The organism is Dysgonomonas sp. UBA7630, from assembly GCF_002483985.1.
Classification (GTDB): domain Bacteria; phylum Bacteroidota; class Bacteroidia; order Bacteroidales; family Dysgonomonadaceae; genus Dysgonomonas.
Genome location: NZ_DLIY01000026.1, coordinates 54,687 through 80,727 on the forward strand (window position 1 = coordinate 54,687; position 26,041 = coordinate 80,727).

At 37.1% G+C, this 26,041-nt stretch carries 27 protein-coding genes and 1 pseudogene; 18 read left to right on the forward strand and 10 right to left on the reverse strand.

What is annotated here, in order from left to right; translation table 11 throughout:
• Positions 1 to 4: 4 nt before the first annotated feature.
• The 6 genes from B3P17_RS11525 to B3P17_RS11550 all read left to right on the forward strand — a co-directional run bounded on the left by B3P17_RS11525 (position 5) and on the right by B3P17_RS11550 (position 6,942).
• On the forward strand, positions 5 to 1,465 hold the full coding sequence (locus tag B3P17_RS11525; RefSeq protein WP_252638247.1) for a rhamnulokinase: 1,461 nt from the start codon (positions 5 to 7) through the stop codon (positions 1,463 to 1,465).
• A gap of 21 nt (positions 1,466 to 1,486) precedes the next feature.
• On the forward strand, positions 1,487 to 2,827 hold the full coding sequence (fucP, locus tag B3P17_RS11530; RefSeq protein ID WP_252638246.1) for an L-fucose:H+ symporter permease: 1,341 nt from the start codon (positions 1,487 to 1,489) through the stop codon (positions 2,825 to 2,827).
• A gap of 376 nt (positions 2,828 to 3,203) precedes the next feature.
• Complete coding sequence (locus B3P17_RS11535) at positions 3,204 to 3,992, forward strand: class I SAM-dependent methyltransferase (RefSeq protein WP_252638245.1); 789 nt, start codon at positions 3,204 to 3,206, stop codon at positions 3,990 to 3,992.
• Between the two features lie 81 nt (positions 3,993 to 4,073).
• Complete coding sequence (locus tag B3P17_RS11540) at positions 4,074 to 4,949, forward strand: alpha-1,2-fucosyltransferase (RefSeq protein WP_252638244.1); 876 nt, start codon at positions 4,074 to 4,076, stop codon at positions 4,947 to 4,949.
• Positions 4,950 to 5,134: 185 nt separating this feature from the next.
• Entirely contained in the window at positions 5,135 to 6,136 is a 1,002-nt protein-coding gene (locus B3P17_RS11545; RefSeq protein WP_252638243.1) for a glycosyltransferase family 2 protein, read from the forward strand.
• Positions 6,136 to 6,942 carry a LicD family protein gene (locus tag B3P17_RS11550; RefSeq protein ID WP_252638242.1) on the forward strand — a complete coding sequence of 269 codons (807 nt, stop codon included), beginning with the start codon at positions 6,136 to 6,138 and terminating at the stop codon, positions 6,940 to 6,942. The genes B3P17_RS11545 and B3P17_RS11550 overlap by 1 nt, the downstream gene beginning before the upstream one ends.
• Here B3P17_RS11550 and B3P17_RS11555 read toward each other — a convergent pair.
• The 7 genes from B3P17_RS11555 to rpmB form a co-directional block, all read right to left on the reverse strand.
• Positions 6,937 to 8,289 carry an HU family DNA-binding protein gene (locus B3P17_RS11555; RefSeq protein WP_252638241.1) on the reverse strand — a complete coding sequence of 451 codons (1,353 nt, stop codon included), beginning with the start codon at positions 8,287 to 8,289 and terminating at the stop codon, positions 6,937 to 6,939. The two genes, B3P17_RS11550 and B3P17_RS11555, sit on opposite strands and share 6 nt — an antisense overlap.
• Positions 8,282 to 8,572 carry an HU family DNA-binding protein gene (locus B3P17_RS11560; protein WP_006842170.1) on the reverse strand — a complete coding sequence of 97 codons (291 nt, stop codon included), beginning with the start codon at positions 8,570 to 8,572 and terminating at the stop codon, positions 8,282 to 8,284. Before B3P17_RS11560 ends, B3P17_RS11555 begins: the two co-directional genes overlap by 8 nt.
• A 17-nt stretch (positions 8,573 to 8,589) precedes the next feature.
• The gene (gene rimO, locus B3P17_RS11565; RefSeq protein WP_252638240.1) at positions 8,590 to 9,885 is read right to left on the reverse strand and encodes a 30S ribosomal protein S12 methylthiotransferase RimO; all 1,296 of its coding nucleotides are present in this window, start codon (positions 9,883 to 9,885) and stop codon (positions 8,590 to 8,592) included.
• A gap of 3 nt (positions 9,886 to 9,888) precedes the next feature.
• Entirely contained in the window at positions 9,889 to 10,842 is a 954-nt protein-coding gene (ftsY, locus tag B3P17_RS11570; protein ID WP_252638239.1) for a signal recognition particle-docking protein FtsY, read from the reverse strand.
• A gap of 146 nt (positions 10,843 to 10,988) precedes the next feature.
• A complete protein-coding gene (locus tag B3P17_RS11575; RefSeq protein ID WP_006842173.1) occupies positions 10,989 to 11,150 on the reverse strand; it encodes a DUF4295 domain-containing protein in 162 nt (53 codons plus the stop codon).
• Positions 11,151 to 11,164: 14 nt separating this feature from the next.
• Positions 11,165 to 11,353 carry a 50S ribosomal protein L33 gene (gene rpmG / locus B3P17_RS11580; protein ID WP_006842174.1) on the reverse strand — a complete coding sequence of 63 codons (189 nt, stop codon included), beginning with the start codon at positions 11,351 to 11,353 and terminating at the stop codon, positions 11,165 to 11,167.
• A 17-nt stretch (positions 11,354 to 11,370) separates the two neighbouring features.
• Positions 11,371 to 11,610 carry a 50S ribosomal protein L28 gene (gene rpmB, locus B3P17_RS11585; protein WP_006842175.1) on the reverse strand — a complete coding sequence of 80 codons (240 nt, stop codon included), beginning with the start codon at positions 11,608 to 11,610 and terminating at the stop codon, positions 11,371 to 11,373.
• A gap of 183 nt (positions 11,611 to 11,793) precedes the next feature.
• On the opposite strand from rpmB, the gene B3P17_RS11590 reads away from it, so the two are divergent.
• From B3P17_RS11590 to B3P17_RS11605, 4 genes and pseudogenes are all read left to right on the forward strand, one after another.
• Positions 11,794 to 12,807 (forward strand): NAD-dependent epimerase/dehydratase family protein, encoded by a 1,014-nt coding sequence (locus B3P17_RS11590; RefSeq protein WP_252638238.1) that lies wholly within the window; start codon positions 11,794 to 11,796, stop codon positions 12,805 to 12,807.
• A gap of 241 nt (positions 12,808 to 13,048) precedes the next feature.
• Positions 13,049 to 13,918 (forward strand): 23S rRNA pseudouridine(2604) synthase RluF, encoded by an 870-nt coding sequence (gene rluF, locus B3P17_RS11595; protein WP_291105562.1) that lies wholly within the window; start codon positions 13,049 to 13,051, stop codon positions 13,916 to 13,918.
• 268 nt (positions 13,919 to 14,186) lie between these two features.
• Positions 14,187 to 15,129, forward strand: a pseudogene (locus B3P17_RS11600) (type I glyceraldehyde-3-phosphate dehydrogenase).
• Between the two features lie 133 nt (positions 15,130 to 15,262).
• Positions 15,263 to 15,754 (forward strand): hypothetical protein, encoded by a 492-nt coding sequence (locus B3P17_RS11605; protein ID WP_252638236.1) that lies wholly within the window; start codon positions 15,263 to 15,265, stop codon positions 15,752 to 15,754.
• Positions 15,755 to 15,836: 82 nt separating this feature from the next.
• On the opposite strand, the gene glgP is transcribed toward B3P17_RS11605, so the two are convergent.
• Complete coding sequence (gene glgP / locus B3P17_RS11610; RefSeq protein WP_252638235.1) at positions 15,837 to 18,422, reverse strand: alpha-glucan family phosphorylase; 2,586 nt, start codon at positions 18,420 to 18,422, stop codon at positions 15,837 to 15,839.
• A gap of 144 nt (positions 18,423 to 18,566) precedes the next feature.
• Positions 18,567 to 20,219 carry a glycogen/starch synthase gene (locus B3P17_RS11615; RefSeq protein WP_291105565.1) on the reverse strand — a complete coding sequence of 551 codons (1,653 nt, stop codon included), beginning with the start codon at positions 20,217 to 20,219 and terminating at the stop codon, positions 18,567 to 18,569.
• A gap of 152 nt (positions 20,220 to 20,371) precedes the next feature.
• Here B3P17_RS11615 and B3P17_RS11620 point away from each other — a divergent pair, with 152 nt between their 5' ends.
• The 8 genes from B3P17_RS11620 (at position 20,372) to B3P17_RS11655 (ending at position 25,155) form a co-directional block, all read left to right on the forward strand.
• Positions 20,372 to 20,653, forward strand: coding sequence for a hypothetical protein (locus B3P17_RS11620; RefSeq protein WP_252638233.1), 282 nt, complete (start codon positions 20,372 to 20,374; stop codon positions 20,651 to 20,653).
• Positions 20,653 to 21,192 carry a 1-acyl-sn-glycerol-3-phosphate acyltransferase gene (locus tag B3P17_RS11625; protein ID WP_006842186.1) on the forward strand — a complete coding sequence of 180 codons (540 nt, stop codon included), beginning with the start codon at positions 20,653 to 20,655 and terminating at the stop codon, positions 21,190 to 21,192. Before B3P17_RS11620 ends, B3P17_RS11625 begins: the two co-directional genes overlap by 1 nt.
• Before the next feature lie 416 nt (positions 21,193 to 21,608).
• Positions 21,609 to 22,430, forward strand: a complete 822-nt coding sequence (locus B3P17_RS11630) for an META domain-containing protein (protein WP_252638232.1) — start codon at positions 21,609 to 21,611, stop codon at positions 22,428 to 22,430.
• 258 nt (positions 22,431 to 22,688) lie between these two features.
• A complete protein-coding gene (locus B3P17_RS11635) occupies positions 22,689 to 23,081 on the forward strand; it encodes a DUF4252 domain-containing protein (protein WP_291105567.1) in 393 nt (130 codons plus the stop codon).
• A 50-nt stretch (positions 23,082 to 23,131) separates the two neighbouring features.
• Positions 23,132 to 23,635, forward strand: coding sequence for a DUF4252 domain-containing protein (locus B3P17_RS11640; protein ID WP_252638230.1), 504 nt, complete (start codon positions 23,132 to 23,134; stop codon positions 23,633 to 23,635).
• A 1-nt stretch (position 23,636) separates the two neighbouring features.
• Positions 23,637 to 24,134: an RNA polymerase sigma factor gene (locus tag B3P17_RS11645; protein ID WP_252638229.1), complete on the forward strand. Its 498-nt coding sequence runs from the start codon at positions 23,637 to 23,639 to the stop codon at positions 24,132 to 24,134.
• A complete protein-coding gene (locus B3P17_RS11650; RefSeq protein WP_291105570.1) occupies positions 24,131 to 24,691 on the forward strand; it encodes a hypothetical protein in 561 nt (186 codons plus the stop codon). Before B3P17_RS11645 ends, B3P17_RS11650 begins: the two co-directional genes overlap by 4 nt.
• On the forward strand, positions 24,688 to 25,155 hold the full coding sequence (locus B3P17_RS11655) for a DUF4252 domain-containing protein (RefSeq protein ID WP_252638227.1): 468 nt from the start codon (positions 24,688 to 24,690) through the stop codon (positions 25,153 to 25,155). The genes B3P17_RS11650 and B3P17_RS11655 overlap by 4 nt, the downstream gene beginning before the upstream one ends.
• An 82-nt stretch (positions 25,156 to 25,237) precedes the next feature.
• On the opposite strand, the gene mazG is transcribed toward B3P17_RS11655, so the two are convergent.
• Positions 25,238 to 26,020: a nucleoside triphosphate pyrophosphohydrolase gene (gene mazG / locus B3P17_RS11660; protein ID WP_252638323.1), complete on the reverse strand. Its 783-nt coding sequence runs from the start codon at positions 26,018 to 26,020 to the stop codon at positions 25,238 to 25,240.
• Positions 26,021 to 26,041: the final 21 nt, after the last annotated feature.

The window sequence follows — 26,041 nt, forward strand, 5'->3', positions numbered from 1 at the left end:
TAACATGGCGTATTTGGCTCTGGATTTAGGGTCAGGAAGTGGACGGGCTATTGTAGGAACAATAGTGGACGGACGTATTTGCCTAGATGAGATCTACCGCTTTGGAAATGTTCCTGTAAAATTGGGAAATACATTGTGCTGGGATTTCTTGTCGTTATTCCAAAATGTAAAACAGAGCATTTATTTGGCCGTAAAGAAGGGGTATGATTTACAGGGTCTTGCTGTTGATACATGGGGCGTTGATTTTGGGTTGATAGACAGAGCGGGAAGATTATTGTCCAATCCCGTATGTTATAGGGATAGCCGTACGCAAGGTGTTTCTCAAAAAGCGGAGGCTATCATTTCTAAAAGAGACATGTATGCTATCACAGGTATTCAGCAAATGGAGATCAATACCGTTTTCCAGTTGCTGAGTATGAAAGAGCAGAACGCTCAGGCTCTTGCTATTGGCGATGGTTTATTATTTATTCCTGATCTGATAAATTTTTATCTTACAGGTAATATGTATAATGAATATACAATAGCCTCCACTTCGCAGCTGGTAAATGCTAAAACAAGAACGTGGGAAAAGTCACTATTCGATAAGTTGAATCTTCCTTTATATCTTTTCAAAAATATTATTGAGCCTTGTTCTCTAGTCGGAAATCTTACCGATGATATTGCACAAGAAACGAATACCCAAAATACTAAAGTATTTGCCGTCGGGTCGCATGATACGGCGAGTGCGATTGCTGCTATTCCGTTCGATGGAGAAGAATGGGCTTTTCTTAGTTCGGGAACATGGTCTCTGCTAGGGATACAAACGGACAACCCGATTTTGACGCAGGAGGCTATGGATAACGAATTTACGAACGAAGGTGGGGTTGGAAAGATCCTGTTTATGCGTAATATTTCGGGATTGTGGATACTTCAACAATTAATAGCCGAATGGGAGAAGAATGATGAAGGATGTTCTTACCAATACCTATTGTCGGAATGTGAAAAGTGTAAACCTTTCGGAAGCCTTATCAATAGCGACGATCCTGATTTTGCCATTCCCTCATCTATGAAAGATGCCATACAATCGTATTGCAAGCGGACAGATCAATCTGTACCTCAGACTAAAGGAGAGTTGGTTCGCTGTGTTCTCGAATCACTGGCAGTGAAATATCATTTTGTGATGAAGAAATTGGAGCAGTGTTCCGGCAGAACGATTAAATATCTTTCGGTAGTAGGAGGGGGAAGCCGCAACGAACAGTTAAATCAATTTATTGCAGATGCTCTGAATGTAGAGGTTGTGACCGGGCTAACAGAGGCTACAGCAATCGGAAATATTATTCAGCAAGCAGTAACAGATAAAAAAATAAAAAATATAAGGGAGGGACATCAGATTGTAAAAAACAGCTTTAACTTTAAAACCTATTATCCTCAGAATTCGAGAGAATGGGAGTTGTTTGCTACTAGAATGGAGCATTTGATAACGTAAAACAACAAATTTAAGACCAATATGAAGACCAAATCAGAAAAGCTTTTATTTATCGGAAAAGATGGACAAAACTATTTGTTCCCTTTTATTCTGATAACCTCTTTGTTCTTTTTGTGGGGATTTGCCCATAGTCTGCTGGATGTGTTAAACAAGCATTTTCAAGACTCGCTGCATCTATCAAAGGCGCAGTCGGGAGCTGTTCAGGCTTCGGCTTATGGGGCATATTTTCTGATGGCTATTCCTGCGGGATTAATTGCTCGTAAATTTGGTTATAAAAGCGGAGTCGTTGTCGGATTAGCTCTTTTTGCATTGGGGGCTTTCTGGTTTGTTCCTGCCGTAGAGATAAATACTTTTTGGGCTTTTCTTTTAGGACTCTTAATCTTGTTTTGCGGACTTACTTGCCTTGAGACAGTAGCCAATCCATATACTATTGTTTTAGGTTCGCCCGAAACTTCAGCAAGCCGTATCAATCTGGCTCAAACTTTTAATGCTATCGGTTGGATTTTAGGACCGCTTGTAGGCTCTATTCTTATATTTAAAAATGAGTCGGATCGGTCGACGATCGAATTATTTGTTGATGCTATTAAAAAAGTTTTTCTTGGTGCTAATGACGCGGTTGCAACTGTTGTAGAAACGGTTGGAGATCATACGAGCAATTCCGTTTTGATGTTTCCATACGTAGGATTGGGTTGTGTGGTAGTTATGGTTTTGGTGTTTTTCTTGTTTGCAAAATTGCCTGAAATAAAATCGGATAATCATAAAGATACGTCAATCCTAAGTAATAATACCGTAACGCTGGATCTGCCATTGATAAAACAAAGACATTTTGTGTTGGCGGTCGTTGCTCAATTTTTGTATGTAGCAGCGCAGACAGGTATTGGTAGCTTTTTTATAAATTACGCAATAGAAGTAAAAGAGTTGCAACTAACCGAAATACAGGCTGGTTTGTTACTTGGCCTAGGTGGTATGTCTTTATTTGCAATTGGTAGGTTTTCGGGAAGTATGATTATGAAGAAAATGAAGCCGGGATCTTTGCTTGGCTTGTGTGCTGCTATAAATACATTGCTGATGTTTTTTGTTATCATGAATCACAACCGGTTTGGGATAATTGCCCTGATAAGCTGTTACTTATTTATGTCTATCATGTTTCCATCTATATTTGCACTGGGTTTAAGAGATCTTGGTGATAAGACAAAAACAGCATCATCCATTTTGGTACTAACAGTTGTGGGGGGAGCCATCGCTCCATCGTTGATGGGGATATTAGGTGCCGAAAGTATGAATGTCGGATTTATTATACCGCTGATATGCTTCTTATATATATCGTTTTTTGGATATGTAGGTAGCCGGATAAAAGCTTAAATAGAATAAAACACTCTTTTCGTTTTTATATATTACTTTAATTAAATAAGGGACTATCTTCTATGGAGTAGTCCCTTTCTCATTCGTTTAATATGTTTTTGGCGGAATTAATTTATTAATAGAAATCGACTGATAAATTTTATTTCATGTCTTTGTTGTTGAATGCTTTTATTTACCTTTGTCAAAATCACAACGGGTTGGAGATAAGTGTTGAAAAACGTAAATAAGGATCGACTGTTATTCATGTATTTGATGATAGTTCTTATAGCTTTATATAAGGTTCCTTTAGCATTACAACTGATATTTTATTTACCTTAAGTTTATAATAACCCGGAAAATTAGTTTTCAGGAAGGAATCAAATAATAGCGTTGAAAGATGAAAGTAAGAACTCCTTATGACAGAAACGACTTAAATATTAAGAAGTCTGATAAAGTGCTGGAGGTGGGACCGGGGCATAATCCCTCGTTTCGCTCCAATGTTATTGCCGAAAAGTTTGTAGATACAAATTATCATCGGTGCGGAGATGTGAAGATTTTTCCTCATCAATCTTTTGTAAATGCTGATGGCGAAAATCTGCCATTCAAAGATAAGGAGTTCGATTATGTTATTTGCAATCAGGTACTGGAACATGCCGAAAATCCCGAACTGTTTGTCAAAGAGCAATCCCGGGTAGCATCCCGTGGATATATTGAAACACCCAGTCTTTTAGGGGAGTTTTTGTTTCCTAAAAAATCTCATAAATGGATTATACTCGATATCGACGGTAAGCTGGTGATGTATGAGAAAAGTAAAATGGAAGGAAACTATCTTAATAATTATGGCGAGCTTTTTCTGAATTACTTGCCTTATCAATCGCTCCCGTATAAACTCCTATGGCTTACCGATGGTGATATTATGATAAATCGCTATGAATGGGAAGGTGAGATTGATATTATTGTTAATCCGCAAGATGATTATTATTTATCGTTTTTTACCCGTCCTTGGGATAGAGAGATGGCTGCTAAAATAATTCCTCCTCGCTCTACCTCGTCCGAAATATGGACAGTATTACGTGCTTTGAGTTATATGGGCTTGTCTAAGCTGAAAAGCAAGTTTCAGCCTCACCCTATATTACTGAGCGAATATGTAAAGCAAAAAGAATTATCGGAAAAGAGCCCGAAATGATTTAACAATAATAAGAATGCAGGCATATTGTCGGAGCATTTTAATACCTTTGCAGATACTTGTAAAACGAATGGAAACTGAATGGTTACAGTATTATTATCAGGTGGATTAGGGAATCAGATGTTTCAGTATGCGGCTGCCAAGTCGTTGGCTATTCGTTTAAATACGACACTGTCTGTTGATCTATATACATTTTCTAAAAAAACGCAAGCTACGGTACGTCCCTACGAACTGGGTCTATTCAAGATAGAAGATGTAGTAGAAACATCGTCACTGAAAGCAAAAGCTGTAATTAAAGCCAGACCCTTTATTCAAAAGCACAGATCTTTTTTTCAGAGATTTGGAGTGTTTACCGATACGTATGCAATCTTATACCAACCGACTTTTGAAGCTTTGACAGGTGACGTGATAATGTCCGGCTATTTTCAAAATGAATCATACTTCAATAATATACCTGAGCTTTTACGGAAGGATTTTTCCTTCAAATATCCATTAACCGGGAAAAATAAAGATATTGCAGGGCAGGTTTCAGGAAATCAGTCTATTGCCGTTCATATACGCAGAGGGGATTATCTGAATAAGAATTCACAATCGAATTTTGCTATCCTTGAAAAAGACTATTACGAAAAGGCCATCAATTATATATCTGCGCATGTAAAGAATCCTAAATTCTATGTTTTCTCAGAGGATTTTGATTGGATAAAGGATAATCTTAACTTTAAAGAATTTCCTGTTACTTTTATAGATTGGAATAAAGGAAAAGACAGTTATATAGACATGCAGTTGATGAGCTTGTGCAAACATAATATTATAGCCAATAGTAGCTTTAGTTGGTGGAGTGCGTGGCTTAACAACAATGAAGAGAAAAGGGTAATTGCTCCCGAGCGATGGTTTGTGGATGAGCAAAAAAATAAATTGTTAGATTGTTTTTATCCTCAAGGGTGGATCAAGATCTGATAATATATTTTAGTGCCAAGATTATCTTATTATATACAGTTGAGTCTTTCAGGAGGGAAAAAGGTAACAGTATAATAACATACAATAAAGTGTCACTTTTGTCACCTTTTAACATAATTGTAAGATTATGCTGTTTATAATGAGTGTTTTACAAAAAGTGACAGTTTTTATTAAAATAGCCGATTATGCCAAAAGTATCGATATTAATGCCAGTTTATAATGCCGAGCAATATTTGTCTCAGGCATTAGACAGTATTGTATCGCAGAGCTTCGAAGATTGGGAGCTGATACTTATAAATGACGGGTCTACCGATCGCAGTGAGTCTATTATTATGGACTATGATGACGAACGAATTTTTTATATAAAGAATCCTGTCAATCTGAAATTGATAAAAACGCTAAATAAGGGTCTTGATTATTGCGGAGGACAATATATAGCTCGCATGGATGCAGATGATATTTGTCACCCCGATAGGTTGAAGCGCCAAGTTGAGTATCTCGACTCACATCCCCAAGTACTGATGTGTGGCACTGCCGCTACGGTGATTGATAATAGTGGGAAGCAGACAGGAAATATTCATAATCTGACGAGTGATGATTATCTTCAAATCAACCTGATGTTTTCCCCTTCTTTTATTCATCCGAGTATGATGATTCGCACCGAAGTGCTGAAACAGAATAAGTACGATGAGGCGTATAAGCATTTGGAAGACTATGACTTGTGGTGCAGGATAGCCAAGCTCGGCAGGGTTGCAAATATTGATGATGAACTACTCCAGTACAGATGGCACGACAGCAATGTATCGGTGTTGAATAGTAAAGTGCAGAGCGAACTGAAAGATGAGCTTATAAAAAGAGAGTTGAGCCGACTCGACTTAATCCCTACAGAATTGGAGCTATACTGCCATAAAGTAACTTTCCAGTTGTATGCATTGGGGAATAAGTTGGATGTCCCTGTTGACCGATTTGACGATATAGCCAATTGGTTTACGAAGCTGATTCGACAAAATGAAATAAAGCATATTTATTTACAGTCGGCACTGATTGCTTTTCTTTGGTCTCGCTGGGCAGTGTTGTGCATTTCGCAAAAGAAGTATGGGAAAGTATTATTCCCTCCTTTTGCTAAATATAATCCCGCTATATTGAGCCGACTAATAAAATTGATCTTTTTCTTAAGAAAAAAATAATGACAGATACAGAAGAACTTAGAGAAATATATAATCCTGATGGTTCTGAATTAAGGACGCTACAGCTGAAGATGTTGGATATATTATCTATTGTAGCCAATATCTGTGACAAGCATAATATCCCATATTGGATAAGCGGCGGTACTTTGCTTGGCGCTATCCGGCATGGAGGATTTATTCCCTGGGATGATGATATTGATATCGAATTGCTTTTTCCCGACTATCAGAAGTTATTGAAAATACTACCTAATGAGTTGCCGGACAGTCTGTACCTGCAAACGCCTAAAGAAAAAAGTTATAGGTTGTTGTTCTCTAAGGTGAGAGACAGACATTCTATTGTTTATTCCGAAGAGGAGGATATGGCGAGCTATAAGGAGAAAGGTATATTCATCGATATCTTTCCTGAAGAAAGAAGCTATCGGTGGATGAAGAATATTGTTGACTTCTTTTACGGAAGAGCATTTAGGCGTCTGAAGAGAGGGAGGCCATTCTTCTCACTGACATACTTTTATGAATACGCAACATCTTTGTTGTTATACCCTATAGGAGTGCTGTTGAAATATACAGCCAGAGGGATTTGTTCCATTACAAAACCTGATAACATACTACATAGCTATGGAATAGGAAACTCTACGAATCACAATGCAGGGTATATGTTTCCGGTAGGAAAAGTTATCTTCGAAGGGAAAGAATTTTCAGCACCGAAAGAACCTGAAACATATCTGAAAAAGCAATATGGCGATTACATTATCATTCCTCCCAAAGAGAAGCGGGCAACTCACTTTCTTAAAGTTGAATATTTATAGTCCCATCGTCTTGAAGAGCTCTCTTTCTTTCGCTTTTGCCTTGTTTAGAGATGCTTGATCCTGAAGATTTATTCCATACTTTGATGGAGAAGGGATGGTTAGTTTAGTTCCTAATGGTATGCTGTTGATATTCTTTATTTTATCTTTGTTCTCCTCATAGATATATACACAGAACGATTTGTGTCCATAATACTTTAGTGAAATATTACGTAAGGTATTACCTGGTTCTATCGTTATGATTGCCAGAGGTGTATTTCCTTTTGTGGCTGTTGGTTGCTCAGTCTTTTGAGTTTGAGGCTTTATCGAGTTTTCGCTCGGCAAGGTTTTCTCAGTTACAATGGCAATTGAATCTTGTTCTTTCGCTTTAGCTATAGAGTCGGAGGATACGGCAAGAGTATCAGTTTTTTTGTCATCAATATTTTGGTTGTCAGCAACTATGGCTGTGCTATTATTCTGAATAGGACCTTCGGTCAGGAATCTGGCAATTTCTTGGAAATACAATCCCCCGATCAGGAATGCTGCAATAATAAGGAATATAAAGAATCCTAAGGAAACGAATTTCTTTCTTCTCTTAGCAGCCTGTCTTGTCTCTTGCACTAGCTTTTCGTATTCTAGGTCTTTTTCTTTAGCAGCTAATTTAGCCTCTTCAATCCTCTGCTTATACTCTAGTATTCTTTCTTCAGAGACCTCATCGGTTAGTGGTTCAGATATATTTTCAGTTTCACTCGGAGTTATAGTATCATTATCAGATTGGGTCTCTTCTTCTTTAGGGATCTTTGTATCCTCTACCTCTTCTTCCTCTAATGGTGCTTCCTCTGTATGAGGGGCAGTGTTTTCTGTCTCTATTATAGTGGTGTCTCCACTTCCTAATTCAGGCGTAAAGTCTTCATTCTCTACTTCTTGTGGATCTGCTGTTCGGGTAGGAGAGACTTCATTTGTATCTTCATCTACAGAAACATCTTCTTCCTCATCAGCCTCTTCTATATTTACTGTTTCGTCTTTTTCTATATTATCAAAAGAAACACCTTCTTCTAAAACGACACTCTCGAAGTGGGCGAAAGGACGGTTTATAGCTTCCTTTAGTAACTTGTCAGGAGTGAAGCTCAGTTTATAATGAGCCGCTATTTCGATAGCTTCACCGGTATTTACATCTACACTTTTACGTGCATTTACTTTTACCAGTTTAAAAGTCCCAAAGTCTTTTATCTTTACAGACTCGTTGCTTTCTATCGTTTCTGATATAACAGCTATTAACTCACGCAGAAATACTTCGGCTTCTTTTTTTGTAATCTCCTGTTTCTTAGCCAGAAGATCAATCAAATCCTGTAGACTAAGACGGTCATTCATTTATTTCAAGTTTTTTGAGGTTCTCTTTTATGGTTTGTCCGGGGCGGAAAGATAAAGTGATTTTAGGAGGAACTAGAAAACGCTGTTTCGAAACAGGATTGACAGAAATACGCTCAGCCTTCTTCTTTGTTTCAAACAATCCAAATCCCTGAATATTAACAGAGTTGTTTTCTTCTAGGTTTGAATTGATGATAGAAACTGTGGCTTCCAACACTTCTGATGTCTGACGCTGTGTCCAGCTCAAACGTTTTGCCAGTGCGGCTATTAATTCCTGGTTCGTCATAGATATTCCTATTAAGGTTAAATAACTTCTCCGTACAGATCAAACGATTGGGTGTCAGTTATCTTAACATTATAAAATTCCCCAATATTAAGCATTTTATTTTTCTTTATCAAGACCTCGGGATCAACTTCCGGCGAATCGTACTCGGTACGACCTATGTAATAGTCGCTCTCCTCTTTATCTACAACCACTTTCAGAGTTTTGCCTATTTTCTCCTCATTCGTCTCGAAAGCTATTTTTTCTTGAGCCGACATCAACAAATCCATTCGTTCTTGCTTTGTAGCGTCTGATATGCTGTCCTTGTAATTATCGTATGCGTATGTGCCATCTTCATGCGAATAAGGGAAAGCGCCCATTCGTTCGAAGCGCATATCGTTTACAAACTGCAATAGTTCTTCAAAGTCTTTCTTTGTTTCGCCCGGATGACCTACCATTAATGTTGTACGCAGATGTATATCCGGTACTTCTTCTCGGATGCGCTTCATCAGGTCGTATGTGGCTTGCTTGGATATGTTGCGTCGCATTTTAGTTAGCATATTATCGCTAATATGTTGTAGAGCTATATCCAGATATTTGCACACATTATCGTTTTCTCGCATCACCCTTAGCAGATCGTAAGGGAAGTTTGCCGGATATGCATAGTGGAGGCGTATCCATTCCACCCCTTCTATTTTTGAAATACGTTCGATCAGTTCGGGGAGTTTGGCTTGCTTGTAATTATCGTATCCATAGAATGACAGATCTTGCGCTATCACCTGAAACTCTTTTACACCCGTAGCTACCAGATTCCTAACTTCTTCTTCTATCTCTTCTATCGGACGTGATTGGTGCTTGCCCGTCATGATAGGAATTGAGCAGTAAGAACAAGTTCTGTTACATCCTTCCGATATTTTTAAATAAGCATAATGTTTTGGAGTAGTTATGCTTCGCTCCAAGGCTATATCTTGCTTGAATGATTTTCCCAAATCAGAGATTAGCATTTTCCAGTTGAACTTACCATAGAAATTATCTACCTCCGGAATCTCGGCTTTCAGCTCGTCCATGTATCTTTCGGTGAGGCATCCCATCACAAAAAGCTTACTAAGTTTTCTTGCTTTTTTTGCTTCTGCAAATTCAAGAATCATATTTATGGATTCTTCTTTTGCATCCCCTATAAATCCGCAAGTATTGATTACAGCAATCTCTCCTTCCGGTTTATCGGGGTCGTGCTTTACTGTATATCCATTTGCTAAAAGCTGTTTCATCAACAGCTCTGAATCCACCAGATTTTTAGAACAACCCAGTGTTATAACATCGATTCTGTTTTTTTTCATTCTTTATGCTCCAAAAAGACTGTCGACAAACTCCTTGCGTGTAAAAACTTGCAAGTCGTCGATTCCTTCTCCTAATCCAATATATTTTACCGGAATTTTAAATTGATCGGAAATACCGATGACTACACCTCCTTTTGCCGTACCATCTAGTTTTGTGATAGCTAAAGCCGTAACATCGGTAGCGGCTGTAAACTGAGTGGCTTGTTCAAAAGCATTTTGTCCTGTTGAGCCGTCAAGCACAAGCAGAACTTCATGGGGAGCCTCGGGAACAATCTTTTCCATTACCTTTTTTATTTTGGTAAGTTCGTTCATCAGGCCAACCTTGTTGTGTAAGCGTCCGGCAGTATCTATGATTACCACATCCGCATTGTTTGCTTTAGCAGAGCTCAGCGTGTCGAAAGCAACTGATGCAGGATCGGAGCCCATTGCCTGTTTTATTACAGGTACGCCAACTCTTTCTCCCCAAATAACCAATTGTTCTACAGCAGCAGCACGGAATGTATCCGCAGCTCCTAAATAAACTGATTTGCCTGCTTTCTTAAACTGATTTGCTAATTTCCCGATTGTCGTTGTTTTCCCAACACCATTTACTCCGACAACCATTATCACATAAGGCTTGTAATTTTCGGGTGTAGAGAAGCCTTCTGTATCTGTGGTATTGTTTTCTGTTAGCAGATGAGCAATTTCCTCCCGAAGAATTGAATTTAGTTCATCTGTGTTGATATATTTATCCTTTGCAACTCTTTTCTCTATTCTTTCTATGATTTTTAATGTAGTGTTTACTCCTACATCCGAAGTGATAAGCACTTCTTCCAAATCATCTAATACGTCATCGTCTACCTTCGATTTGCCGGCTACAACACGTGATAGTTTAGAAAACATAGATTCTTTGGTTTTCTCCAAACCTTTATCTAGAGTTTCTTTTTTTTGCTTCGAAAAGAAATCGAATAGTCCCATAGTTTACTCTTTATTATCAAGTAATTATCGCATACTTGTTTAATGTTAAAACAGGCTTATTTCCTGCTATACAAAGCTACGAAATGGATAATAAAAAACCTCCCCACATGAAAATGAAGGAGGTTTTTTAGATATTTTTAACAAGATTATTTCGTGAAATAGTCTTTTACTGATTCATTCGGAACCATTTCTTCTTTAAATGTGTAAGCTCCTGTTTTAGGAGATTTTACCATTTTGATTACTTTTGCATAGTTACGACCGTCTTTCGATGAAGCGTCGCGGTAACCTGCTACTGCTTTCTTTGCCATGGTTTATATTGTTTTTACTTTATTTCTTTATGTACAGTAACTTTCTTAAGAACAGGATTGTATTTCTTCAATTCTAATCTTTCGGTAGTATTTTTTCTATTCTTTGTAGTGATGTAACGTGATGTGCCTGGCATACCACTTGCTTTGTGCTCTGTGCACTCAAGTATCACTTGGATTCTATTTCCTTTTGCTTTCTTAGCCATTTCTTGATCCTCCTAATTTATGCGTTCAAAAAACCATCTTCAGCCGCTCTTTTAAGCGCAGCATCCAATCCAATTTTATTGATTGTACGAAGACCGGCAGCAGAAACATTCAGGCTGATCCAACAATCTTCTTCTACCCAGTAGAATTTTTTTCTGAAAAGATTGACATTAAATTTTCTCTTAGTCTTTCTGTTTGAGTGAGAAACATTATTGCCAACCATAGCTTTCTTTCCTGTAATTTGACAAATCTTGGACATTGCTATTGTATTTATTATATGTTTATTTTTTAGTTTTATCGTGCAAAATCGGGTTGCAAATTTAGTTATATTTTTCAAACCTACAAATATTTAAAAGGTTAAAGTTACACTAAACGCAATAAATAAATTAATTGATTTTGAAAATGTAAGGAATACGCAGATTGTTGTAAATTTGTTCTCGATATGAGTACCAAACGTATTTTGATTACAGGAGCCAGTGGCTTTATAGGGAGTTTTCTTGTCGAGAAGGCTTTGGAGGAAGGGTATGAAACTTGGGCAGGCGTGCGTAAAAGCAGCAGTCGTGAGTATCTGAAGGATGATCGTATTCAGTTTTTAGACCTGAACTTTGGGGATAAAAATAAATTGAAAGAGCAGTTATCTGACTTTAAAGAGAAATATGGCAAGTTTGATTATGTCGTACACAATGCCGGAGTCACTAAATGTTTAGATGCCGAAGATTTTGATAAAATAAATTTTCGATATACAGCCAACCTTATCGATGCATTGCGAAAAGTAGAAGCTGTTCCCGATAAATTTGTATTGATGAGCAGTCTCAGTGCTTTTGGTGTAGGAGATGAAGAGGATTATACTCCTATTAAGATAACCGATACGCCGAATCCTAATACGGCATACGGGAAGAGTAAGCTGAAAGCAGAATGTTATCTGCGCTCGATGGACGATTTTCCTTATATAATATTGCGTCCTACAGGTGTATATGGGCCTCGAGAAAAGGATTACTTTCTGATGATAAAGACTGTCAAATCCGGTCTTGATGTGGGTGCGGGTTTTAAGTCACAACACCTGACTTTTATATATGTGAAAGATTTGGTGGATGCCGTATTTCTTGCGCTGAAGACGGAACTCAAGAATAAAGCTTATTTTGTAGCCGACGGAGATGTATATACAGACAAGGAATATACGCAGTTGGTAAAGCAAGTTATAGAAAAGAAGCACGTGTTGAGTCTTAAAGTTCCTTTGTGTATATTGAAGGCTGTTTCTGTAGTGGCAGAAAGTATTTCTAGGATAACGAAGAAGCCTTCTACCTTAAATAGAGATAAATATATAATAATGAAACAACGCAATTGGGAGTGTGATATAACCCCTCTTGTAAACGATCTAGGTTTTACTGCTAAATACAACTTGAAGGATGGGCTTGAAGAATCTGTGAGTTGGTATAAAGAAAATGGATGGTTGTAGAATTAGCTTTTATCTCTAAAAATGTGTAACTTTACATAGAGGTTTATGTTGAAAAAGATAAGTAGACCTGAAAATATTTAATGTGTAAAGTGGGGTTGCCTACTTTTTATCTGGCACATCTTAGTTTATCTATATCTGTAAAATATGTGTCACTAATCTTTTTGATTCTTCTATCGTGGGTCTTATAACTTCGAAAAAATATCTCAAATTGTTTCTAACAAAAACATCTTAAATAAAGTAAATGCGTATAAATAAATATATCAGCGATAGCGGTTATTGTTCGCGACGAGAGGCTGATAAACTGATAGAACAGGGGAGTGTTACAATTAATGGAAAAAGAGCTTCTATCGGAAGTCAGGTGCTGGCCGGGCAAGAAGTGAAAGTTTATGGAGAGACAGTTACCTGTAATACTGAGCCTGTCTTTATTGCTTACAATAAGCCGATCGGAATTGTAAGTACGACAGATTTGGATGAGCCCAATAATATTATTGATGCCGTGGGACATGACGAACGGATATTTCCGATAGGGAGGCTTGATAAGGATTCGCAAGGTCTTATAATCCTGACCAATGAAGGAGATATGGTGAATAAGATGCTGCGTGTCGACAATAATCATGAAAAAGAATACCATGTAATTGTGGATAAGCTTATAAATGAGGATTTCGTTAAAAAGATGCAAGGCGGAGTGCCAATACTAGGAGTTGTTACTCGTAAATGTGAAGTGGTTAAAACCGGGACTCATTCGTTTAATATTATATTGCGACAGGGACTGAACCGCCAAATACGGCGTATGTGCGAATATCTCGGATATAATGTAGTGAGGCTCGAGCGCATACGAATAATGCATATAAAGTTGGGTAATATAAAAGTTGGTCAATGGCGTAATATTACAAAAGAAGAATTGGAAATACTGCGTAAGAAAACAGCATCTTCTGTAAAAACTGAGAGTCCGCCGAAAAAGAAAACAAAACCACAAGAAACAAAGACTCCTCAAACTAAAGGCAAGTCTGCTAATTCATACAAAGAGAAAAAGATGCCGGTAGGATACAGAGAAGGCGGTAGTGGTATGAGAAATGGGAAATCAAGTGTAAGGAAGATAACCCGAAAATAAAAAGAGGGTGGCAGAGGGCCTTTTTTTTAGTCAAAAGAAATGTGTAAAAAAGATAACTCCACTTTACAAAAAGGCTAAAAAGGTGATTGTCACCATAACAAACAGCTTTATAGCCCTTAAAAATAATAAACAAAATTATTTGATAAGGAAAAAAATATTAACTTTGTACAGCTTTTCAGAAAGCATGTTTTATAACATAATTTCACATCTTCTCAAAAGCTTTTAAGTTGGATATACTCGATTTTTTAACTATAAAAATTAAAACAAAATGATTAAAGTAGGTATTAACGGTTTTGGACGTATTGGACGTCTTGTTTTCCGTGCTGCACAAAAAAGAAATGACATTCAGATTGTAGGTATCAACGACCTTATCGACGTAGAATATATGTCTTATATGTTGCGTTACGATACTATGCACGGTAGATTTGACGGAACAGTTGAAGTTAAAGACGGTAAATTGGTTGTTAACGGAAACGCTATCCGTGTAACTGCTGAAAAGAATCCTGCAGACTTGAAATGGAACGAAGTAGGTGCTGAATATGTTGTTGAATCTACTGGTCTTTTCCTTGAAAAGTCAAAAGCTCAAGGTCACATCGACGCTGGTGCAAAATATGTAGTAATGTCAGCTCCTTCAAAAGACGATACCCCTATGTTCGTTTGTGGAGTTAACACAGATAAATATGTAAAAGGAACTCAATTCGTTTCTAATGCTTCTTGTACTACAAACTGTCTTGCTCCTATCGCTAAAGTATTGCACGACAAATTTGGTATCGTTGAAGCTTTGATGACTACAGTACACGCTACTACTGCAACTCAAAAAACAGTNNTCTACCGGTGCTGCTAAAGCTGTAGGTAAAGTTATTCCTGAACTAAACGGAAAACTTACAGGTATGGCATTCCGTGTTCCTACATTGGATGTTTCTGTAGTTGACCTTACTGCTCGTCTTTCTAAAGAAGTATCTTACGATGATATCTGCAAAGCTATGAAAGATGCATCAGAAGGCGAATTGAAAGGTGTTCTTGGATATACAGACGAAGAAGTAGTTTCTTCAGACTTCCTTGGCGATGCTCGTACTTCAATCTTCGATGCAAAAGCTGGTATCCAATTGAGCCCAACTTTCGTTAAAGTAGTTAGCTGGTATGACAATGAGTGGGGATATTCTAACAAATGTCTTGATCTTATCGCAGCTATGGCTAAAGTAAACGGATAATACAAGTTATCAAATATAGAGAAAGCCTCTTACTTTAATTAGTGAGAGGCTTTTTGTTTGCTTTCAATTCTTTAATGCAACTTTTTTGTTTGTTTTTGCATCTAATAGTATATAAACTAAATATATCATTAATATGAAAAACATAACCTTATTCCTGTTTTTTGCTACAATAATACTTTTTTTGCCTGTAGCTGGATGTAGTGATGATAACGATGGTGAAATGGTCTTGGTTGAATATACTAATCCAAGCGAGAATAATCCAGTTAATACTCTTGGTTGGCTAAAAGAAAAGAAAGAAACTGTTAAAAAAGAGGTTGATGTGCGCTATGCCAGCAATGGAGGGTCAGCTAAAAATCTTGGAGGCTTTATTGAACAGCTTGCTTACAAAGGAGAAGATTACTATGAAATCAGATATGGAGAGTTTATTACAGGAAGTTCTTCCAAGTTAAAAGATTCTATGTTTGATTTTAATAGCAATGTCTATGATTCCCTGGGAAATCTGTGTGTCTCTATTATTGGAGGGGATGCGATAGCTACCCAGCCGGGTTATGAAAGTTTTTCTGATTTTTGGCAAGTAGCTACATTTAAAACTTTATTGTGGGAATATACAATAAAAGAACAATGATGTGTAAATGATTTTGAAAGATTCTTTATAGATAAACAAAGCCCACTCCATTTGGAGTGGGCTTTGTTTTCATATTATTATATTAGATCCAACGAACAAAAGCAAAATCCTGACGATGTGCCATATCCGCATGCTTCGGATATACACGGTAAGCAAAGTTGCATAGTCCCGGAATCTTGGCTATTGAATCCAATTCAAAATATAATTTCGAACCCTCTGCCTTAATAAGCTTAAAGTCTTGAGAAGAGATAAACTTGTCTGTTTTCTTATCCGCATCATATTCGGTAAGCACACAGTCTATGCCCAAATCGCCTTTCATATCTCTCTTGTCAATAACAACTTCCACTTTAATCTTTTCACCTTCAGTAAAATTGTTTGATGCAAGCGGAGTTCCGTCTTTTATATTCTGACCATTGAAAGTAATCTTCTCTACTACAAGCTTGTCCCAATTAGTGGCAGTATCTTCTTTCCATGCTGCCAATTCTTTCGCCTTAGCATAGTTATTTGCTGTAACCAGTTTGATGCGTTCTCTTTCAGGCTTATAGAAGTTCTTGATGTAATCATCAATCATTCGCTTAGTTGTATATTCAGGCGCAATATTAGCGATCGAGTTCTTTATAAACTGTATCCACTCAGGCGAATATCCTTTAGAGTTACGTGCATAGTAAAGAGGTAATATCTCATTCTCGAAAGTAGAATAGATCTCAGCTGCATCTAATTCATCTTGATAAGCCTGATTAGAATAAGTACGTTTATCAGTAAGGCACCAGCCGGCTTCTTTTTTGTAACCTTCGTACCACCATCCGTCAAGTACAGAGAAGTTAAGAACTCCGTTCATTTCAGCCTTTTCGCCTGATGTACCTGAAGCCTCAAGCGGACGAGTCGGTGTATTCAACCAAATATCTACTCCCGAAATTAAACGTTTCGCTAAACGCATGTCATAGTTCTCAAGGAAGATTATCTTACCAAGGAATTCAGGACGGCGTGATATTTCTACAATCTGTTTGATCAAGCCTTGCCCTGCTCCATCTGCAGGATGAGCCTTACCTGTGTATAAGAACTGGATTGGATATTTTTCATTATTTACCAGCTTTGCCAAACGGTCAAGGTCTGTAAACAGCAAATGTGCACGTTTGTAAGTAGCAAAACGACGTCCAAATCCAACGAGTAATGCGTCGGGGTTGATTTTATCTACAATATTGAAAATCGCTGAAGGAGCCTTCTGGCTCTTTATCCAGCCTTCTTTCATCTGTTCCTGCACATAGCTGATAAGACGTTTTTTCAAGATAGAACGAACATTCCATAGCTCTTCATCTTTTACACTATATATATTATCCCAGATTTCGTGATTGGACTGATCATCATAGAAACTCTTGTCAAATGTTTTTTCATACAACAACTTCATTTCTTTTGCTGTCCAAGTAGGCATATGAACACCGTTTGTTACATGCCCTACGTGTAACTCTTCGGGGAAATAAGCCGGCCAAACTGGCTGGAACATCTGACGAGAAACAATACCATGCAGATAACTAACTCCATTAGCCTCAAGACAAGTGTTCAGCGCAAATACACTCATGCTGAATTTTTCACCACTTCCCGGATGCTCACGTCCCATGTCTACAAAGTCTTGCCAAGAGATATCTAACCGTGCAGGATAGTTTCCTAAATATTTACCAAGAAGACCTTCGTCAAAATAGTCGTGTCCTGCAGGAACAGGAGTATGCACAGTATACAAACCTGAAGCACGTACAACCTCTAACGCTTGATTAAATGTAAGACCTTCTCCTTCGATCAGGTCGAGCAAACGCTGTACATTAATAAGTGCTGCATGGCCTTCGTTGCAATGATAGATTTCCTTTTTGATGCCTAATTTGTTAAGCAACAAGATACCTCCGATGCCAAGTAAATATTCTTGTTTCAGACGATTTTCCCAATCTCCACCATATAATTGGTGAGTAATAGGTTTGTCATACTCGCTATTCAAGTCGATATCCGTATCGAGTAAGTATAGGCTTATACGCCCTACATTCACTTTCCATATATTTGCGTATATATCTCTATCCGGATACGGAACAGCCAAAATCATCTGATTGCCATCCTCATTCAGCACGGGCTCGAGAGGAAGGTCTCCGAAGTTTTGAGGCTCATAGTTTGCTACCTGCTGACCGTCAGGAGAAATAGACTGGGAGAAATATCCGTAACGATAGAGGAAGCCCACTCCTGTAAGATCTACATGACTGTCACTTGCTTCTTTTAGATAGTCTCCGGCCAAAACGCCTAAGCCTCCCGAATATATCTTTAATACATGAGTAAAACCATATTCCATACTAAAATATGCAACAGACGGTTTTGATGTATCAAATTTTTGAGACATATATTTATCGAACTTCTTAATAACGTTATCTACTTTATTCATTAAGGTAGCGTCTTTAAGAATCTCTTCTATTCTTTCATTAGATAATTTATGAAGCAATAGAACCGGATTATTGTCTGAATCTTTCCAAAGTTCCGGATCAAATTCGGCGAAAAGATCAGTAGCTTCATTGTTCCATACCCACCATAAATTACGTGAAATTTTTTCAAGCGGTAATAATTCTTTTGGTAAGTTCACTTGTGTATGCGCACTTCTCCATGTAGGATTATTCGAATAACTTGCTTTAATTCTCATAGATGTTATATATTTAAACTTGTGATTATCTGATGTTGTTATGTATAATTGTAAAAATACAAATATAACATATTTAGCAACCTTTATCGTTATATTACCTAATTATAACTTTTATAAAAGCTGCAAACGTTTGCAAAGTTTAATTTACTTTCTTTCAGAAGCTTTAGCTAATGCTATATCATAGGCTTCTTCATAATATTTGAAAAAATGCCCCCAATCTGCCAATGCTGCCCTATCGAGTGCAGCCTTACGCAAGATACGTTCTTGCTCTGCACTTTTGGTCGTCATTTCAAACACTCTGTTACAAATATCTTCTGATACTTCTATAAAATTATAATCGTCTCTGGTTACCACTTCTGCTCCGTCATCCATTCCTTTTTCATCTCCCTCTTTACGCATCCACAAGCCAAATCCGGCTAAAGATGTAGTAATAGTAGGAACTGAAAAAGCAATACTTTCGTGAGGCGTATATCCCCAAGGCTCATAATATGAAGGGAAAACAGATACATCCATTCCTATCAACAAGTCATAGTAAGGAATATTAAAAATCCCATCATTCCCATTCAGATATGAAGGAACAAAGATAATTTTCACTCTATCTTCCTTTCTGTTCTGTAGGCGCAAATACGAAATTTGATTCAGGATAGAGTCATTATTCATATTTTTCAGCCAGTGAGTAATATGAGGAAAGGTCAATGATGTATCAGGGGTTCCCTTTTTGCTCAATCTTTCTTGCAGGTCTGTACGGGGAGTATCTATCCACGCCGGAACCATAATGAATGCAATCACATCTTTTTCGAGTTGCTTAATGTGCTCCAACCTATTCATAGCATCGATAAATACATCAAGCCCCTTGTTTCTGTATTCATAACGTCCGCTTGTTACCACCAGAAGGGCATCTTCTTGTATATCATATCCTAATAACTTTTCGGTAACATTGATTAGTTTTTTTCTTGCTGCAAGACGCTTGGCTTCGTGTTCTTCGCCAACAGGTATAAAGTCTTTCTCAAAACCATTTGGTGTTACCAAAGGTTCACGGTGAAGTAATTGCTTGCATTCTTTAGCGGTTATATCGCTCACTGTAGTAAAACAATCTACTTCCTGAGCAGCCGTTTTCTCCACAGAATGCTTTGCTTGCATATTTAATTCACGAGCCATCTGATCGCTATCGTATGCAAACAAATAGTTGTATAATGGTTTGCCATTCCCTGCTATAGAGCGGCCGATGGATGTAGCATGGGTAGTAAACAGTGTGCCAACTTTTGGCAAACGATCTTTTACATAGAGTGCGCCTATCCCGAGCATCCACTCGTTGAAGTGTGCTATGACTTTCTTTTTGTCAAGATTATAATATCCATAGAAACTTTCGATAATAGCACCTGTAGCATAGGCAAACATACACGCTTCGTCGTAATCGCCGTACGCATGCAGAGAGTCTACCCCAAATTTGTGCCACATGTAGCTATATATCTCATCTTTATGAGCAAAGAGGCTTTCAAAGTCAACAAGTATCACAATAGGTTCACCCGGAACGAGCCATCTCCCGACTCTTACCTTCAACCTATCGTATATCGAAATTGTCTTTACCCATTCGGCAAACAACTTGTTGTCTTCTTGAAACCAAGGGCTTGTAGTCTCTTTCCAAATATCAGGACCGATGAAGATTGTTCTGTCTTTATACTTTTCCTGCATTGTTTTTGCTTTGGTCGACAGCACGGTGTAAATGCCTCCAACCTTGTTACATACCTCCCAGCTTGTTTCAAAAATATAATCAGGATTATTGAGTCGCTTTGCCATAAATGATGCTAATTCGTGTCTTACGTTTATGAATAAATAGAATTAAATAAAAGCAAATAAGGGCTATCGTTCTCTTTTTTTAGTAACTTTGCCCTCGCTTTTAGAAACCGCAAAGGTAACAAAGATAATAAACATATAAATATATTTTGACTGTGAGTAGTAGAAGAAAGCTTAAAAAAAGTATAAACGAATCAATAGATTTATTATATACTGACTGTGTATTTTACAAAGTATTTGTAATAGATGCTGACCAGGCAGCTGCAGATAAAGTAATAACCCGAATAGTAGAAACTCAGGAAGAATTTCTGAAGAGAGTGAATGTAAACGAGGGAAAAGAAGTTAAAGGCAGAGTAAAAACTTATTACAAAAAGGTTAAAGCTGATTTCAAAGAGCAGATCAACTCTATTGCCAAAGAAATAGAATCTTTAGGTTAATGAAAAGTATATGTAATTTTATCCTCCGCCTTATAGGTTGGAAGATTACAGGTCTGAATAATTTACCAGACAAATGTGTTATATGTGTTGCCCCACATACCAGTAACTGGGATCTACCATTGGGATTGATTGTTTATAAAGCGATGGGACGAAAAGCATCCTTCCTGATTAAAAAAGAATGGTTTTTCTTTCCCATGAATCTATTATTCAAATTGTTGGGAGGGATTCCTGTCGACCGTTCCAGAAAGTCATCACTAACAGAGCAGATGGCAGAAATATATTCTAAAAGAGAAAATTTTCAACTAGCCATAACACCTGAAGCCACTAGAAAAGCCAACTCTGAGTGGAAAAAAGGCTTTTATTTTATAGCTATGGAAGCCGATGTGCCTATTGTAATTGCAGCTCTTGACTATGGCAAGAAGGAGGCAAACTTCAAGCAGATAATAATGCCTACTGGTGATGTAGAAGGAGATATTGCCAAAATAAAAGCCCTTTACAAAGATGTAGTAGCTCGTCGTCCCGAACACTTCTCGATATAAGAAAAAGGATAACAAAACAAAAATATTTATTATTTTTAAAACTCTGGCTTAAACATTTAAGTCAGAGTTTTTTGTTTGTTCTTGTTTCTTAATCTCATTTTTAATTTAGGCTTGAGTGAAATATAATCAAAAATCACCCCCCAATAAACGTTTGAACATAACACCTTAAATACTGTTTATTTATATACATGACCTTAAATTTATATTGTAAAAACAAAGTCTTGGTGATTTATAAAACAGGTGTGCATGCAACGAACCGACTCTATTTCCGTCTAAAAGATAATTTACAATATAAATGAATATGCGTATATACATTGCTTTATTTATATGTATAATTCCGGAGGATAATTCAATATAGAATATTAATCATAAAGAAAAAACTACATAAATATTGACAAAATTAAAAGATAAACATTATGAAACACTTTTTAAAATCAGCAACCTTTTTTGTTACACTTCTTACTTTAGCTTTCGTTATTCAAAGTTGTAATTCTGTAAAACCTATCGAAAAAGCTCAACTAGAAGGTGGTCCTTGGGTTTTAAAAACGCTCAAAGGAGAAGCTGCACAAACAGCATTTTCGGGAGAACTTCCGAATATAAATTTTGATTTTTCGAAAAACCTGCTATCTGGTAGTGGAGGTTGTAATCGTTATACAGGAGGTTTTACATTGAGTGAAAAAAATATATTTTCTGCGCCTCAATTAGCATCTACTATGATGGCATGTATGCATGCGAATAAGGAATCTGAGTTTTTAGCAGCTTTATCAACTCCTAACCTTGTGGTTTCTCTATCAAAAGAAGGGCAACTGACATTTTCGGAAGGAAAAAATGTATTATTAGAGTTCGAAAAGTCTCAAAAAACAGCCACTTCGGAAGTAACAAACATTGTTAATGTTGATAATATATCAGGAAAATGGACTTTGAGTTCTATCGAAGGGGAAGACATGGCAGCATTATTCCCCGACAAACTAGCCTCGATGGAAATAACAACAGACGGTAAAGTTTTTGGTAATGCGGGATGTAATACCTATCGCAGCACTTTCACTTTAGAAGAAAACACGATCAGATTTGGCCCTGCCATGTCGACCAAAATGGCATGTCCGAGCTTAAAAGGCGAATCTCTATTTCTTTCTAAATTGTCTACACCTCTACAAGCAGCTTTAACAGGAGATAAACTCACCTTTTTGAGCGAAGGCAAAGTTGTATTGGAATTTACAAAAGACACAGGCGATAAATAAATAACGATAAAAACAAGATAATATGGAGCTGTATTTAAGTAGAATACAGCTCTTTTTTTTATTCAATACTTTTTTTACATTTTCACTGTAACAAATTTTTGGGTTGTTTCGTCTTAGTAATAGAAAGTGGATGAAAGCGCACATCTAACAAATTTATAACGACTCAAATATAAAAACATNNTGAAAAAGTATTTAATTTGTCTAGTATTAACTATTGCGTTGGGCCAGATAGCATACGGCCAAAGTTTAAACAAGTTGATGGATAACTTATCTAAAGTAGAAAACATTGAAACCGTTAAAATCGGACCTTTTATGATGACTTTAGGAAAAGCATTCGGAGGAGTGGGTGATATGCCGGTTGCCAGAGGAATACATTCGATGGAAGTATATGACCTATCAAGCTGCAACTCTTCTGTAAAGCAAAATCTAACCGACCAAATGGCGAAATTAAAAGATGGGGACGGTTACGAAACGCTGCTCATGGCTAAAGACAAAGATGATAATGTACGCATTATGATGAAAAAGAAAAACAATACAATAAGCGACATGGTTATACTTTGTATGAGTGCAAACGACCCGACTATAGTGAAGTTTTCGGGTAAAATAAAAGAAGAGGATCTGACCCAATTAGTTCAGAAATACGACAAATAGCATCTATTAAAATTACGTAAACACAATTATAAATAAAAAAACAGAACATTATGAAAAAGTATATTTTTTCTTTAGTATTGACCTTCGTTGCAGTACAATTCACTTATGCTCAAGACTTGAATGGTTTTATGTCTGAGTTTTCGAAACAAGAAGGTGTACAACGACAATTAGTAGATCGCTCTATGCTCGATATGTCGATGAAGGCAGCCATGACTGCTGATTCAACCGGGCAAATGGTTTCCAAAATGCCGGCATTCATGCAAAAGATAGACTCTATAGAAGTTCTTGCTATTGAAAAATATAGTCCTGAGGTAAAAACTAAATTTCTGGAAGGTATTCAAAGTTTCAAAGATGGAAATGGATATGCAACCCTACTATCTGTGAATGAAGCCGACGACAATGTGAAAATTATCTCGCACAAAGAAGGTGACTTATTTACCGGTGTATACATTCTGGTATTAGATAATGAAGATGCTGTGATTGTAAAGATGTCCGGCAACCTTACCGAATCGGATCTGACGGAAATACTTAAAGAACAAAATAAAAACAAATGAGATGGATGCAGAAACTTTTAAAAAAGTGTTTCTACCATATCATCAGAAGTTATACCGAATAGCATACCGAATAGTACAGGATACAGCCAATGCAGAAGACATAGTGCAAGAAACGTTCATCAAGCTCTGGAACAAGAAAGACGAATTGGAGCAGATCGAAAATACAGAAGGCTTTGCCATTATCATCGTTCGCAACACTTGTCTCGATTACCTGAGAAAAGCAAAGAATGACTATCATACGTCATACGACACCGAAATACCCGAGAGCTCATCTCTGTCTAAGCAATTGGAAATACAGGATGACGCTGCATATGTAAAAGATCTGATAAATAAGCTACCCGATCAGCAACGGCAGGTGATAATGATGAAGCACTGGGATGGATATACCGATGAAGAAATAGAAAACATTACCGGAATAAGCCCCGGAAACATACGGGTTATACTATCCAGAGCAAGGAAAACGATAAGAGAGCAATACTCTAAAATAGAACAAAGATGAAGACAAGCGAAATAAAAAAATTAGTCGAAGCTTTTTACAATGGAGAGACTACAATAGAAGAAGAAAAGCTATTGCTAAGTTATTTTCAGAGTGAAGATATTGCGGAAGAATTGCTAAAAGAAAGGGATTTATTTCTCGACTTATACAAATCCAAGCCTATTGACGTTCCTCTTCATTTAGAAGCGAAGCTAGGCACTCTGATAGATGAACTAGCAGCAAAAGAAACAGTGAAGGTAGAACTAAAACCTGCATCAAAGAAGAAATATATACTGAGGTGGGCAGGAAGCATCGCCGCGGGTATAGCTATATTAATCACAGCAGGCATATATTTCAATAAACAGGAAAAGGCAACAACGGCACCTATAGCTCAGACCATTGATAAGACTATCGACAAGGCTGACGAACAAAAGATAAAGGAAGCGCAAGAAGCACTAGTCTTGTTATCGTCGAAGTTCAATAAAGGTATGGATCAACTGGCTTTAGTATCAACAAATCTGGATAAAACAAACGAAATATTAAATAAAACTTTCAACAGAAAAAAAGATAAAGAATCATGAAATTAAAAGGATTACTAACAGCATTTGTGTTTATGCTCAGCATTGTAGCTGTTCAGGCACAAGATAAAATGTTTGAAAGATTCTCTAACAACAAGGATATCACAACTGTATACATTTCTAAAGCTCTTCTGTCTATGGTTCCGAATATGGATACCGGAGGTATGAATGTAAAAGGTTTGGCAAATAAGTTGGAACAACTCGAAATATACACCAGCGAAAACAAAAACTCTGTCAAACAGATGATGCTTGAAGCTGAGTCTTTGAAGAAGAATAAGGCATTCGAATCTTTGATGTCTGTAAGAGAGAGCGATCAGATAATCAATTTTTATGCACAGAAAGACGGTAACAACAAATTCAAAGACTTGGTAATGGTTATAAGTCAAAATACCGAATGTACTATTATTCGTATCGTAGGTAGTTTTACGATGGAAGATATCAAAAAAGTAATGGATAAAGATAAATAGAAAGATATACTATCAAAAAAGACGCATTTTACAAAATGCGTCTTTTTTATTTATATCAGATAGTTAAATCCTTTTATGGAGATTATTCCATCTCTTTAGCCTGATTCCATAAAGCATCCATCTCGGCTAAGGTCATATCTTTTAAATTCTTATTCTGCTTTTTTGCTTCTTGTTCTATGTAATTGAAGCGGTGTATAAACTTCTGATTGGTACGTTCCAGAGCATTATCCGGATTGACTTTATACAAACGAGCTGCATTAATGAGGCTAAAAAACATATCTCCGAATTCAGCTTCTGTTTTATCTTCATCCATTTTTGATATTTCGTTTTTCAACTCTTGAAGCTCCTCAGAAACTTTATACCAAACGTCTTCTCGGTTTTCCCAGTCGAATCCTGCGTTGCGAGCTTTATCTTGTATACGGTGAGCCTTTGCAATAGATGGTAATGATGCCGGAACACCTTCAAGAATGGTTTTGTTTCCTCCCTTTTCTTTTAGTTTTAGTTGTTCCCACGATTTTTCAACCTCTCCCGCTGTTTTCGCAGCATCATCTCCGAATACATGAGGATGACGATATATTAATTTGTCACACAAAGAATGACATACATCAGCTACATCGAATGTTCCTTTCTCTTCGCCGATTTTTGCATAAAATATAACATGTAACAAAACATCTCCGAGCTCTTTTTTGATAGCCTCATCACTATTCTGAATAATGGCTTCGCAAAGTTCATAAACCTCTTCTATCGTATTGGTACGCAAGCTCTCATTTGTCTGTTTTGCATCCCACGGACACTTTACCCGCAACTCATCCATGATATCGAGCAAACGTCCAAAGGCTTCCATTTTTTGTTCTCTTGTATGCATCATCGTATATAAATTTAGAGA